This window comes from Neoroseomonas marina (genome assembly GCF_012927745.1).
In the GTDB taxonomy this organism is placed as follows: domain Bacteria; phylum Pseudomonadota; class Alphaproteobacteria; order Acetobacterales; family Acetobacteraceae; genus Neoroseomonas; species Neoroseomonas marina.
The window spans coordinates 116,656-129,818 of record NZ_JABBKX010000008.1 but is presented as its reverse complement, the minus strand read 5'-3'; the positions used below and the strand labels follow the sequence as shown (position 1 = coordinate 129,818).

Genomic DNA, 13,163 nt, shown 5'->3' with positions numbered 1-13,163 from the left:
GAACAGGTGCCAAGATGAACGCAGCCCCGCAGGCAGAGTTGCTCCGTGCATTGCCGTATGCGCGCCGGTTCGCCCGCGCGGCGACCGGCGACCGGGACCGCGGCGACGCGCTGGTGGCCGCCGCGCTCCGCGCGCCGCTCCCCTCCCTGCCCCCGCGCCTCGCGCTCTACGCCGCCGTCGCGCGCGCCGCACCGTCGAGGCCGGACGAAACCGGGCTGGCCACGCCGCAGCGCCACATGCTGCTGCTGACCGCGCTCGAGGACCTGGCGGTCGAGGATGCGGCCGCCGTGCTCGACCTGACCGCCGAACAGGCCGCCGCCGAATTGCAGAATGGCCGCGACGCGCTGCGCGGCGTCGCATCGACCGAGATCCTGGTGATCGAGGACGAGCCGATCATCGCGCTGGACCTGCGACGCCTGGTCGAAGCCTGCGGTCACAAGGTCGTCGGCGTCGCGGCGACGGAAGCCGATGCCGTCCGCAAGGCGACCCAGCTTCGCCCGGGACTCATCCTCGCCGACATCAACCTCGGGCGCGGCGGGGACGGCAGTGCGGCGGTCGCGCGCATCCAGAGCGGGATGGAGGTGCCGGTCATCTTCGTCACCGCCTATCCGGAGCGCCTGCTGACCGCGGAAGGCGTGGAGCCGGCCTTCGTCGTGAGCAAGCCCTTCGAGCCGCTCGCCCTCGCGATCGCCGTCTACCAGGCCGTGCATCCCGGCCGGGCGCCGGGCCTCTGAGGGCAACTCCGGACGCGAGCGGGCGTTCCCCATCCGGAGGCGGCGCCATCCCGGCGCCCGCATCATCGGAAGGAGATCGCCATGAACAGCGACCGCATCGCCGGCAACTGGAAGCAGCTGACCGGCAAGGTGAAGGAGCAGTGGGGCAAGCTGACCGACGACGACATGGACGTCATCGAAGGCAAGCGCGACCAGCTCGTCGGCCGCATCCAGGAACGCTACGGCATCGCCAAGGAACGGGCCGAGGAGCAGGTGCGCAGCTGGGAAGGCACGCTCTGACGCAGTGACGCCGCGACGGCGTCGGGCGCCGCCGGGGGAAACCCCGGCGGCGCTTTGCTTTGCAGGCAACCCTTCCGCCCGGTCCGCGTTGATGAGGCACGGAGAAACGGAGGACCCCGATGCTTTACTGGACCCTGATCTTCCTGGTCGTCGCGCTGGTCGCGGGCGTCCTCGGTTTCGGCGGAATCGCCTCGACGGCGAGCGGGATCGCCAAGGTGCTGTTCGTCATCTTCCTGGTGCTGTTCCTCGTCTCGCTCGTTGTCGGACGCGGCTTCGCGGGCTGACCGGCCCGCACCGCTCCGGCAGGCGCCGGTCCCGACCGATCCACCCCCCATCCCGGCGGGGCCGGCGCCACGGCGCCCGCCACCACGGTGCCGAGCGCCATGACCCAGACCGACGTCACCCCTGCCCCGCGGCCGTCCACCCCGGACCTGCGGGGCTTTGCACGATGGGGGCGCGCCTGGCTGACGGCGCCGGACCGTGGCTATGCGCGGCCCCTGCTCTTCGGGGTCGTGCTGCTCACGCTGGTGCAGGTCGGAATCCAGATCCGCTTCAACACCTGGAACCGCGACTTCTTCAACGCGCTGGAGCACCGCGACGCGGCGGCCTTCCGCACGCAGATGCTCGTCTTCCTGGCGCTCGCCGCGGCGTCGATGGCGGCTGCGGTCTATCAGCTCTACCTCAAGCAGCTGCTGCAGCTCGGCTGGCGCGAATGGCTCACCGAACGGCTCACCGGCGCCTGGATGCGCGAGGCGCGGCACTACCAGCTCGAGGCCGGCGCCGCCGAAGCCGACAACCCGGACCAGCGCATCGCCGAGGATGCGCGGGTCGCGACCGAGCTCGCCATCGAGTTCAGCGTCGGATTGCTGATTTCCGTCAGCACGCTCATCGCCTTCGTGGGCATCCTGTGGTCGCTGTCGGGGCCGCTCGCCTTCACCCTCGCGGGGCATGCCGTGGAGGTCCCGGGCTACATGGTCTGGGCGGCGGTGCTCTATGCGGCACTCGGTTCCGCCGCGACCTGGCTGGTCGGACGGCCGATGGTGGGCATCAACGTCCGCCGCACCACGGCCGAGGCCGATTACCGCTTCGGCCTGACGCGGGCGCGCGAAAGCGGCGAGAGCATCGCCCTGATCCGCGGCGAGCCCGACGAGCGGCGAGGCCTGGGACTGCTGTTCGGCCGGGTGCGGGATGCGATGCACGCCCTGATGCGCAGCCAGCGCAACCTGATGTGGCTCACCAGCGCCTATGGCACGCTCGCCATGGTGTTCCCCACCGTGGTGGCGGCGCCGGCCTATTTCGCGGGGGCGATGTCGCTCGGCGTGCTGATGCAGGTGGGCGCGGCCTTCGGCCAGGTGCAGGCGGCGCTGAACTGGTTCGTCGACAGCTTCCCGCGCATCGCCGAATGGCGGGGCGCGGTGTCGCGGCTGGTCGCATTCCAGGATGCACTGGATGACCTCGACGCCGTCGCAGCCGATCCCGCGCAGCCGACGATCACCATCGAGGAAGCCCAGGAAGGCGCCGACGAAAGCCTGGTGCTCGATGCGCTCGAAATCGCCTTCGCCGACGGCACCACGGTCATCGCCGGCGCCTCCGCTGTCGTCGCGCCCGGGGAGCGCGTCCTCATCAAGGGCGAGTCCGGCACCGGCAAATCGACGCTGTTCCGGGCCATCGGCGGCCTGTGGCCGTGGGGCGGCGGACGCATCGTGACGCCGCCGCGCGCCGCCATGGCCTTCCTGCCGCAGCGACCCTACCTCCCGCTCGGCACGCTCGCGGGCGTGCTCTGCTACCCCCGCCCCGTCGACGAGTTCGAGCCCACGCAGTTGCAGGAAGCGCTCGGGCAGGTCGGCCTCGACGCCCTGGCGGAGCGGCTGGACGAAGAGGAACGCTGGGACCGCGTGCTCTCGCTCGGCGAGCAGCAGCGCCTCGCCTTCGCCCGGCTGCTGCTGCATCGGCCGCGATGGATCTTCATGGACGAGGCGACCTCCGCGCTGGACGAGGCGAACCAGGACGCCATGATGAACCTGATCGTCGAGGCGCTGCCGGAGGCGGCGATGATATCGATCGGGCATCGCCCCGGGCTCGAAGCCTTCCACAGTCGCAGCCTGACGCTGGTGAAGAGCGCGGAGGGCGCCCGCTTCCAGCGCCTGCCCCCGCGGGCGGTGAGCGCGCGGGCGCTGGAGCGCCGGCGGCGCAAGGTGGCGCCGGTCACAGGCTGAGAGCGGTCGGGCGCGGCACGGACTCGCGGCGCAGCAGCTCGGCCAGCAGCGGGTTGGGGAAGCGCCGCGTGACGGTGACGGCGTGGAACGGCTGCACCAGGCCCGGCAGGCGCTCGGCTTCCAGCAGCTCACCCGAGGCGAGCTCGTCGCGCACGACGATCGGCGGCAGCACCGCGAGGCCCACGCCTTCGCGCGCGAGCAGGCGCATCATCGCCATGTCGTCCACCTCCGCCGCGATCAGCAGCGTGACGCCGAGCCGCTCGCGCAGCGCCTCGAAGCCCGCGCGCAAGCCGCTGTCCGGGGTCGGCAGGATCAGCGGCGCGGCGGCGAGACGCTCGGCGAGGCTCGCGCGCCCGGCCAGCAGCGCGGGGCGGCCGACCAGGCTGACGGGTTCCTCGGCCAGCCGATGCGCGACGAAGCCGCCGGTGGCCGGTGCCTCGCTGGTCAGCACGGCGTCGAGCTCGTGGTCGGCGAGCGCGCGCAGCAACTCCGCCATGCCGCCCGAGCGCAGGATCACCTCGACATCCGGCCGGCCCAGCACGGGACGCAGGAAGGCCAGCTGGAAGTTGCGCGACAGCGTCGCGAGCGCACCGACGCGCAGGATGCGCTGGGCCCGGCGCGTCTCCTGCAGGGTCGCGACCAGTTCCTCCCCCGCCGCGAAGATCGCATCCGCATGGGCGAGCGCGATGCGCCCGGCCTCCGTCAGCACCAACCGCCGGCCGCTGCGCTCGAACAGCGGCTGACCCAGGCGGTCCTCGAGCGCGCGGATCTGCGCCGACAGCGCCGAGGGCGCGAGGTTCAGCCGCGCCGCGGCGCGGGTGAGGTTCCCCTCATGCGCGACGGCGTGGAAGTAGCGCAGGTGATGGTAGTTCAGCTCGGGCATATCGTTCTGTTCATGTGAACGATACGATAGAAACAATGTCATTTCTTGCAATATCGACGATTGCTATCCGGCGCCCATCCCAAGCCCGACGGAGCGCCCGACGCCGATGCCGAGCCATCTCCTGCCCCTCCTCGCCCCGCTGGCGCTGGCCGCCGCGGCGCTGGTCGCCCTCCGCGGCCCCGGCCTGCGGCCGGCCGCGAGCCTGCGTCTCGCCGGCCTCGCCGCCCTCGCCGCGCTGGGCGTGGCGGTGGCGAGCCTCGGCGTCCTGCTCCTCGCCGGGCCGGGCGGCGCGCCGCTGGGCCTGGCGCGCATCGACGCGGTCTCGACGGCGATGCTGCTGCTGGTCGCCTTCGTCGGCTGGGTGGTGGTGCGCTACGCGGCGACCTACCTCGACGGGGAGGCGCGGCAGGGCGCCTTCACCGGCTGGCTCTGCCTGACGCTCGCCGCCGCGTTGCTGCTGGTGCAGGCGGGCAACATGGTGCTGCTCGTCCTGGCCTGGATCGGCGCGGGGCTCGGGCTGCAACGGCTGCTCCTGTTCTATCCCGACCGGCCGGCGGCCCGGCGGGCGGCGCGCAAGAAGGCGATCTTCGCGCGGACCGGCGATGTCGCGCTCGCCGCGGCGGCGCTGCTGCTCGGCCTCGGCTTCGGCACCGCTGATATCGGCGCGATCCTCGAGGGTGCGCGGGCCGGCCAGGCCCCCGTCGCGGCGGCCGGCGCGGCCGCGCTGCTCGCCATCGCCGCGCTGCTGAAGTCGGCGCAGTTCCCGACCCATGGCTGGCTAACCGAGGTGATGGAGACGCCGACGCCGGTCTCCGCCCTGCTCCATGCCGGGCTGATCAATGCCGGCGGCTTCCTGCTGATCCGCTTCGCCGACGTGATGCTGGCCGCACCCGGCGTGCTCGCCGCGCTCGCGATGATCGGCGGCTTCACCGCGCTGTTCGCGGGGCTGGTGATGCTGACGCAGCCGGCGGTCAAGACGGCGCTCGCCTGGTCCACCATAGCGCAGATGGGCTTCATGATCCTGCAATGCGGGCTCGCGCTGTTCCCGCTCGCGCTGCTGCACATCCTCGCCCACTCGCTCTACAAGGCGCATGCCTTCCTCGCGGCGGGCGGGGCGGTGGCGAAGGTCGCGGCGATCCCGCGCCCCGGGCCGGTCGCGGTGCCCGGCGGGCGCGCGGTCGGGCGGGCCTTCCTCGCGGCGCTCGCGCTCTATGCGCTGATCGGCGCCGCCTTCGGCTTCGACGGCAAGTCGCCGCAGGCGATCGCGCTCGGCGCCATCCTGGTGCTCGGCGTCGCATACCTGCTCGCCCAGGGCTTCGCCGATGCGGCGCCGGGGCCGCTCGCGCTGCGCACCTCGATCGCCGCGGCTGCGGCGGCGGTGGGCTACTTCGCCCTGCAGCGCGCGGCCGAGGCGCTGACCGCCGGCATCCTGCCGCCCGCGCCCACGCCCGGCGCGCTCGAATGGGTGCTGATCGTGCTCGCGGTGCTCGGCTTCGGGCTGACGGCCTTCGCGCAGGCGACCTTCCCGCTCTGGGCGCAGCACCCGGCCGCTGCCGGCCTGCGCGTGCACCTGGCCAACGGCCTCTACGTCAACGCCCTGACCGACCGGCTCCTGCGGGGCTGGTCGCTGCGCAACGCCGCCTGAGAGGAGGCCGATGATGCCCTTCGACACCCACCAGGCCGCCCCCGCCGTGCCGGCGCTCGCCGCCGCGCTGATGCAGGCCGAGCGCGCCATCCCGCCGGCCTGGCCGCTGGCCGCCACGGTCGCGGTCAACCCCTTCCTCGGCCAGGCGGAGGAGGACCTCGCCACGACCGCGGCGCGGCTGCGGCGCGTCGGCGGGCTGCGCGCCACCATGCCGCGGGCCTGGTATGCCGGGCGCATCGCCTCCGGCGCGATCACCGAGGCGGACCTCGCCGCCGCACTCGCCGCCGCGCCGGACGCGCACCGCCCGGCCGACATCGCCGCGCTGCGCGAGGCGCTGACCGCGCCCGTCGCCCCGCCCGTCGCGCTGCCCACCGTCGCCGACCTTGTCGCGGAGGCGACCGGCACCGACTGGCCCGGCATCATCGCCGAGCGGCTCGGCGCCTTCGCCGGGGGCTGGTTCGATGCCGGCCAGGCGCTGTGGCCGATGCAGGATCGCGGTTCGCTCTATGCCTCCTGGCGGGCGACGGCGCTGCGCGACCTGACGCCTGAGATCCTCGGCCTGTCCGGCTTCTGCGCCCATGTCGCCGCGGCCCCGCAGGCGGCCGAGGCCGCGACCGGCCGCGCGCTCGATGCGCTGGGCGTGCCGGAGGCGGCGCTGGGGACGCTGCTGCACCGGCTGCTGATGACGCTGGGCGGCTGGGCGCAGCTCGCCAGGCAGCGCGGCTTCGAGGCGGAACTCGCCGGCGGGACCGATGGCACGCTGGCCGGGCTGCTGGCCGTGCGGCTGGTCTGGGAGGAGGCGCTCTATGCCCGCCACACGCCGGCGATCGAGGCGCGGTGGCGGGAGGTGCTCGCCGCCCATGCCGAGCCCGTGCTGCCGACCGCGGAGGACGCGATCGACGCTATTCTCCAGGCGGCGGCGGACCATTCGGCGCAGCGGGAGGTGCTCGCCGCGGTCGGGACGGCGCCCGTCGTGGCCGCGCCGGCGCGTCCCGCCCTGCAGGCGGCCTTCTGCATCGACGTGCGGTCCGAGGTGCTGCGCCGGGCGCTGGAATCCCTCGACCCCGGCATCCGCACCCAGGGCTTCGCGGGCTTCTTCGGCCTGCCGGTGGCGCACCGGCCCTTCGCCTCGGACGTGGTCGAGAACCGGCTGCCGGTGCTGCTGCGCCCGGGCCTGATGAGCTGCGACGCGGTGCCGGGCGACAAGGGCGCGGAGCGCGCGCGCATCACGGCGCGGGCGAAGCGTGCCTGGGGGCGGTTCAGCCAGGCGGCGGTGTCCTCCTTCGCCTTCGTGGAATCCGCGGGGCTGCTGCATGGCTGGACGCTGCTGCGGGAGTCCTTCGGCCTTCGCCGCGCGGCGAAGGCCATGCCGGCGCCGCGCTTCGACGGCGCGCTGCCCGCGGCGACGCGGGTCGCGACCGCCGAGGCGGTGCTGCGCGCCATGTCGCTGACGGAGGGTTTCGCGCCGCTCGTGCTGCTGGTCGGCCACGGCGCGCGGGTGACGAACAATCCGCATGCGAGCGCGCTGCAATGCGGCGCCTGCGGCGGGTACCAGGGCGATGTCAGCGCAAGGCTGCTCGCCGCGCTGCTGAACGAGGCCGAGGTGCGGCAGGGGCTCGCGGCGAAGGGCATCGTCATTCCGGAGGACACGCTTTTCGTCGCCGGGCTGCACGACACGACGAGCGACGAGGTCGCGGTCTTCGCCGGCGACCATGCGTCCGCCGCGCACCAGGCGCCGCTGCGGCAGGCGCGGGCCTGGCTCGCGCGCGCGGCGGCGCTGGCGCGGGCGGAACGGGCGCTGCGGCTGCCGCGGGCCGCGACCGGGAAGGCCGTTGCCCGGCACGGGCGCGACTGGGCGGAGACGCGGCCCGAATGGGGCCTCGCCGGCTGCCGCGCCTTCATCGCCGCGCCGCGCGCCATGACCGCGGGGCGCGACCTCGGCGGGCGGGCCTTCCTGCACGACTACGACTGGCGGGCGGATGAGGGGTTCCGCGTGCTCGAGCTGATCCTGACCGCGCCTGTCGTCGTCGCGAGCTGGATCAGCCTGCAATACTATGGGTCGGTCGTCGCACCCGAGGCCTTCGGCGGCGGCAACAAGCTGCTGCACAACGTCACCGGCGGCATCGGCGTCCTGGAAGGCAATGGCGGCGCGCTGCGCACCGGCCTGCCCTGGCAGTCGGTGCATGACGGCGAGAACCTGGTCCATGAGCCCTTGCGGCTGTGCGTCGTGGTGGCGGCGCCGCGCGAGGCCGTCGACGACATCCTGGGGCGGCACCCGGCGGTGCAGGCGCTGTTCGACAACGGGTGGCTGCATCTGGTCGCGCTGGGGCCGGATGGTACGGTCGCGCACCGCCGCGGTCCGGATGCATGGAGCGTCGACGCGGCCGTTGCCGAGGCCAGGGAGGGATCCGAGCAGCTCCGCCGCATAAGGTGAAGTCACATCCCAGGAATTCCCTCTATGGTTGCGATGGGGGCATTCGATGCCGGAGGATGAATGGCCGCCGAAGAACCGCGGGAAGATGCGGGCGTCGTGTTGTGGGGTCACCGCTCCCTCGACCCGCAGACGTCTGTCGAGGCCATCGCCGATGGGCTCGATGAGCGGCGCGACGCGCCGCGCTTCCCCCTGAACGAGGACTGCGAGGTCCTGTTCGGCATGCATGTCCAGCGAGTGCCGGTGGGCGACGTTTCATCGAGCGGAGCGATGCTGCACGGCGTGCGGCACGTCATCGTCGGGGACATCCTGCGCCTGTGCCTGGACCGCTTGCCGGATCAGCCCATTCCGGCCCGTGTCCGCGGCATCAGCCTTCTCGGCGTCCATGTCTCGATCGAGGACGGGCCGGGCAAGGATCTCTGGCAGTCGGCGCTGCGAGGCGTGCTCGGGTCCGACCAGCCGACCACGGCGCATTCCGGGTAGGGACCTCTTCCGTCGCCTGGGGCGGCGAAGCGGAGACACCACGCGGGCGCCGCGCATGACGGAGACCGCGCCGCCGCTCCTGCGGAGGGTCCAGGCTCGGCCGGCACGACATCGTGAGACACTGCGGCGGGATGGGCGACGGCGACGCCGTCGATTGTCCGCGCGGCGGATACCGGTCGGAACTGGCCGTTTCGACCGGCGCCTCCTTCAGAGAGCCGCCGCGAGGTCGCGCAGGACGGCCACCTCGCTGAACCGCGCCTCGACGAAGGAGCGCGCGGCATCGGCGAGGCTGGCAGCCAGCGCGTCGTCTTCGTGCAACGCCACGATCTTCTCCGCCATCGCCGCGTCGGAATCAGCGACAAGCCAGAGCAGCGCCTCGGGCAGGTCGATCCCTTCCGCTGCGATCGGGGACATGACGCAGGGCACCCCGTGGGCGAGGCTCATGAGCACCTTGCCCTTGATCCCGGCACCGTAGCGCAGCGGCGCGACGGTGCAGCGGACCCGCGAGAAGATGTCGCGCAGGTCCGGCACATAGCCGACCACCTCGACGCCGGGGCCAGCCAACGCCGCCACCGCTGGGGGAACATTGCTGCCGACGAGGAAGGTCCAGAGCTCCGGCAGCGTCTCTCGTGCGAGGGGCATGACGGCGGAGACGAGATGCCGCGCCGCGTCGACATTCGGCACATGGGCATAGCCGCCCACGAAGGCGACGCCGCTGCGCTCGGCAAGTGGCGTCTGCAGCGCCACGGTGTCGACGGGCCAGGCGACCACGGACACCGCGGCGCCGGGGACGCGGTCGCGCAGCAGGCGTTCCTCTTCCAGGGAATGCACGATCACCCGGTCCGCCGCGCCCACGGCATGGAGCTCGGAGGTCTCGAGCGCGGCCGCACGGGCCGCCACTGCCTCATCGGCCTCGATCTCGGCCTGCCGGCGGGTACGGAGGAAATGCAGGTCGGCGACGCTGTAGACGATGCGCGCGCCGGGAAAATGGTGCCGCACCAGCCCCATGTACTTCGACGCGTTGGCATGCCGATGCAGGTAGACGAGGTCCGGCGGGAAGCGCATCGCGCGGAAGGCATCCTCCGTGGACTGGTAGTAGGGCGCGTAGAGACACTCGATGCCGAGACGCTGCAGCGCGGCCGTGTACGGATCGATCCGCGCCATGTTGCTCGCGGGAAGGAAGGTCACCTTGTAGCCGAGAGCGACGAGCAGCCGCATATGCGCGAGCGCGGCGCAGGACCCGGCGTCGCGATCCGGCGTGGGAACCGTCTCATCGATGAAGAGGGCCCGCCGCTTCACCGCGTGCTCGGCCTCATACTCGGGCTGGTGATTGGCGAAGCCGTGCCGCGCCAGCACCTTCTCCCACTTCTGGCGAAACTTCCGCTGGTTGATGCGCTGGTACCGCTTCGCGCCGGGGCCGTCGGCAGACTGGCCGCACGTGGCGCCGCCGTGATGCACGATGCGGGACAGCGGCTGCACGACCACCCGGTGGCCTGCTTCCCGCACCTGGAAGCAGAGATCGGTATCCTCGTAGTAGGCCGGCGCGAATCGCTCGTCGAAGCCGCCGAGGGCTTCGAACCGGGAACGGCGGATCATGAGCGCGGCGCCCGAGACATAGTCGGTATCCCGCAGGTAGCAGTAGCGCGGCAGCGCCGGATCGGCGCCGTGGCCCCAGTTGGCGGCATCCCCCAGGCGCCAGACGGTTCCGCCCGCCTCCTGCAGGGATCCGTCGGGATAGATCAGCTTCGATCCCGCGATGCCGATGTCGGGGTGGAGCTCGAAGCAGCGTACCAGCTCGTCGAGCCAGGATTCGGTCACGCGGGTATCGTTGTTGAGGAAGAAGAGGAGCTCTCCACGTGCCGCACGCGCCCCGGCATTGGCCGACCGCAGGAAGCCGAGATTGGAGGCGTTGCGCACGACCCTGAACGCGCCGCTGACGACGAACTCGGCGAGGACCGTTGCGTCGGTCGACGCGTCGTCGACGAGGATCACCTCGAAGGGCGCCGCGGCGCCTTCCTCGATGATGGATTCGAGGCAACGGTAGGTGAAGTCGAAGTTATTGTGGACGGGGATGATCACGGACACCAATGGCTCGTCCGCGTCCGGCAGCGACAATGGCGCGTACTGGCCGCGCAAGGTCTGCGCCAGCTCCCGCAGCATGCCGTGCGCCTGACCTGCGGCGAGTTGGTCGAGGCGCGATGGCGCCGGCAGGCCGGTTGCCGCGGACAACGCCGTGCGCGCGTCCATGACCTCGGCAAGGAGGCCGGTCAGCAGGGCGCAGGCAGGATCGAGCTCGGCTGGCGCCGCGGCGGCCGCGACCGTGTCGGAGATCACGGTCCGGATGAAGGCGGTGGTGGCGGCGTCCAGATCGCCACCCCGCCGCTGGACCCAGCGCGGGGAGTTGGGAAGATCGCCGCCGCCATCGGCGAACCGGATGCTGACCAGCTCGCGCGGCGCGTTGATCAGCGCCGACACGCCGCCGAGCATGAAGCCGTGGCGGCCATCCCCGATGCCGGCATCGAGCAGATCCTTGCGGAAGGCGTCGGCAGCGATGCGCGCCACCATCGTCTCCCCGACGAAGACCTCGACATGGACGATCTCGTCGGGCCTGGCGGGAATCCACGCCCAGCCGGTCAGGTAGTCGCCTTCGATACGCTCGGCCCGACCTCTCGGCTCGCCGGCCGTGGCCGTTGGCGCAAGGCCGGTGGTTGCCGCCAGGGTGGGGTCCTCCGCGTGCGGCAGCGCGCTCAGGGCGTGGGCATCGTCCAAGGCATGTCTCCGCGCTGAGGGCGGAGAGCGCCGGACATCAACTCGCACCGCGAGTGAGACGCATCCCTGCCCCGAAGAATGGACCGGCCGGCCAGGCCGGACACGGACGATGGGCTCGCGACAGGTTGGTGGGTCGCGCGCCCATCGCCGTCGCCGCTATGCTGCGCGTCGTTCGGCGGCCAGGGGTTCCCAGTAGCGCAGGGTGCCGCAGAGCTGGATCTCCAGCACCGCCGGCCCCTCGAGGCGGGACATCAGGCCCGCGGGCAGCAGGGCATTCCCGTCCGTCCAGCGGAATACGGCGCCACCCTGGTCTTCCACAGGATGGAAGCCACGCGACAGCGACGGATCATCCATCGCGACCGCGATGTCCTGGCCCGCCGCAGCACGGAGGGTGATGCGCCGCACCGCCACGCCGAGCTGCCGCCGGTCGCCTTCCCACGCATTGCTGTCGGCCGCCGGACAGGCGCTCCGCGACCGGATGCGGACATCCGCGACGCGGGCCGGAAGCTCGAAACGCCAGGTGTCGTTGCCCAGCGGCCGTCCGGCGATCACCTGCCCATCCGCAGACAGGTGCAGCGCCGCAGCGGCGGTCGCGCGGAAGCCGAAGGCATCGGCCTTCGCCATGAGCCGGGTGCGGATCGCGGCAAGCGCTTCTCCGCCTTCGATGCGGGGCGCGCACCAGGCAAAGTCCTTGCCGGCGGGTGCATCGAAGCGCGGCTCCATCGCGACGACCGGGCTGCCTTCGAACATGAAGCGGTTGCCGACGTCGAGGTAGGATTCGACCGGCGTATCCTCGGCGAGGAGGATGTCGTGCGCTTCCAGTTCGATGTGGAAGTAGGTCACGAAGCGGATGCCCCCTTCCTGCACGACGGTACGGCCGTTCACCAGCGAGCCCGCCGGCACCAGGGCGCCGTCGATGAGCAATCCATGCTCCGGCGACAGGAACAGGTCGCGCGAGGGCACGCCGTCCGCCAGGGCTCCGGCACGGATGCGGACGGGGCGCACGAGGTCCGGCCAGCGATGACGCTCGATGTCGACGGTGCGGCGCCCGACCCACACGACGCGGCCGGGCTGACCCGTCGCGCGCGTCACCAGATCGCCTTCCGCCAAAGCCTCGACCGCCACCGGCCCGCCGGGCGTCCCGATCAGGGTGCCGAGCGCGAAGCACGGGGCGACGGTCGAGATGTCGACGATATCGCCGGAGGTGGAACTCACGAACTCCACATTCGTGACGGTCTTGGTCCCCTGGATGTCGGAGTTGCCTTTCGCATCCACCGTGACGGAGCCGTCGTCGTTGCGGGTGAAGGTGTAGCGATTCAGGTCACCCTGCAGGACCAGAGTGTCCTCGCCGGCGCCCCCGTCGATCGCATCGGAACCGGAGCCGGGGATGATGACGTCAGCGCCGGCGCCCGCCGAGACAACGTCGTCCCCGCGCCCTGCGAGGATGACATCGGTATCGGCGGAGCCGGGGATCGTGTCGTTCCCGGGCGTGCCGAGGATAATCGTGCTGTCACTCATCGTTTTGCCTCCTGAGCGTCGCGGGAGCCGAAGACGGCCGCGCCACGACGGTTGCCGGTTGCACCGAAAGTCGGAGCGCGCCTTCCATCCTGCGCCGCCGAGTACCAGGCACGCATCATCGCCTCATGGCATTTATAAACCTGCAGTTGTGCAGCGTTTATTTTTTATCGCCTATTCAGTAATACGCGGCGTTATCGCGACTTCA

At 72.1% G+C, this 13,163-nt stretch carries 10 protein-coding genes; 7 read left to right on the top strand and 3 right to left on the bottom strand.

All coding sequences use genetic code 11. From position 1 onward, the window contains the following. Positions 1-14 precede the first annotated feature (14 nt). From GWK16_RS19905 to GWK16_RS19890, 4 genes are all read left to right on the top strand, one after another. Positions 15-734 (top strand): response regulator, encoded by a 720-nt coding sequence (locus tag GWK16_RS19905; protein WP_170055713.1) that lies wholly within the window; start codon positions 15-17, stop codon positions 732-734. An 81-nt stretch (positions 735-815) separates the two neighbouring features. Further along, positions 816-1,013 (top strand): CsbD family protein, encoded by a 198-nt coding sequence (locus GWK16_RS19900; protein ID WP_170055712.1) that lies wholly within the window; start codon positions 816-818, stop codon positions 1,011-1,013. Positions 1,014-1,132: 119 nt separating this feature from the next. After that, positions 1,133-1,297 (top strand): DUF1328 domain-containing protein, encoded by a 165-nt coding sequence (locus GWK16_RS19895; RefSeq protein WP_170055711.1) that lies wholly within the window; start codon positions 1,133-1,135, stop codon positions 1,295-1,297. 99 nt (positions 1,298-1,396) lie between these two features. After that, positions 1,397-3,229: an ABC transporter ATP-binding protein/permease gene (locus tag GWK16_RS19890; RefSeq protein ID WP_170055710.1), complete on the top strand. Its 1,833-nt coding sequence runs from the start codon at positions 1,397-1,399 to the stop codon at positions 3,227-3,229. Here GWK16_RS19890 and GWK16_RS19885 read toward each other — a convergent pair. Next, on the bottom strand, positions 3,219-4,112 hold the full coding sequence (locus tag GWK16_RS19885) for a LysR family transcriptional regulator (RefSeq protein WP_170055709.1): 894 nt from the start codon (positions 4,110-4,112) through the stop codon (positions 3,219-3,221). The genes GWK16_RS19890 and GWK16_RS19885 overlap by 11 nt on opposite strands. A gap of 106 nt (positions 4,113-4,218) precedes the next feature. On the opposite strand from GWK16_RS19885, the gene GWK16_RS19880 reads away from it, so the two are divergent. From GWK16_RS19880 to GWK16_RS19870, 3 genes are read left to right on the top strand one after another with little or no spacing between them, the layout of a single operon-like run. Then, the gene (locus tag GWK16_RS19880) at positions 4,219-5,757 is read left to right on the top strand and encodes a proton-conducting transporter transmembrane domain-containing protein (RefSeq protein WP_170055708.1); all 1,539 of its coding nucleotides are present in this window, start codon (positions 4,219-4,221) and stop codon (positions 5,755-5,757) included. Positions 5,758-5,770: 13 nt separating this feature from the next. Next, positions 5,771-8,191 carry a putative inorganic carbon transporter subunit DabA gene (locus GWK16_RS19875; protein ID WP_170055707.1) on the top strand — a complete coding sequence of 807 codons (2,421 nt, stop codon included), beginning with the start codon at positions 5,771-5,773 and terminating at the stop codon, positions 8,189-8,191. 60 nt (positions 8,192-8,251) lie between these two features. Continuing rightward, positions 8,252-8,671 (top strand): PilZ domain-containing protein, encoded by a 420-nt coding sequence (locus GWK16_RS19870; RefSeq protein ID WP_170055706.1) that lies wholly within the window; start codon positions 8,252-8,254, stop codon positions 8,669-8,671. Positions 8,672-8,878: 207 nt separating this feature from the next. Here GWK16_RS19870 and GWK16_RS19865 read toward each other — a convergent pair whose 3' ends face one another. Both GWK16_RS19865 and GWK16_RS19860 read right to left on the bottom strand, forming a co-directional pair. After that, the gene (locus GWK16_RS19865; RefSeq protein WP_170055705.1) at positions 8,879-11,440 is read right to left on the bottom strand and encodes a glycosyltransferase; all 2,562 of its coding nucleotides are present in this window, start codon (positions 11,438-11,440) and stop codon (positions 8,879-8,881) included. Positions 11,441-11,596: 156 nt separating this feature from the next. Beyond that, the gene (locus GWK16_RS19860) at positions 11,597-12,958 is read right to left on the bottom strand and encodes a Hint domain-containing protein (RefSeq protein WP_170055704.1); all 1,362 of its coding nucleotides are present in this window, start codon (positions 12,956-12,958) and stop codon (positions 11,597-11,599) included. Between the last annotated feature and the right edge of the window lie 205 nt (positions 12,959-13,163).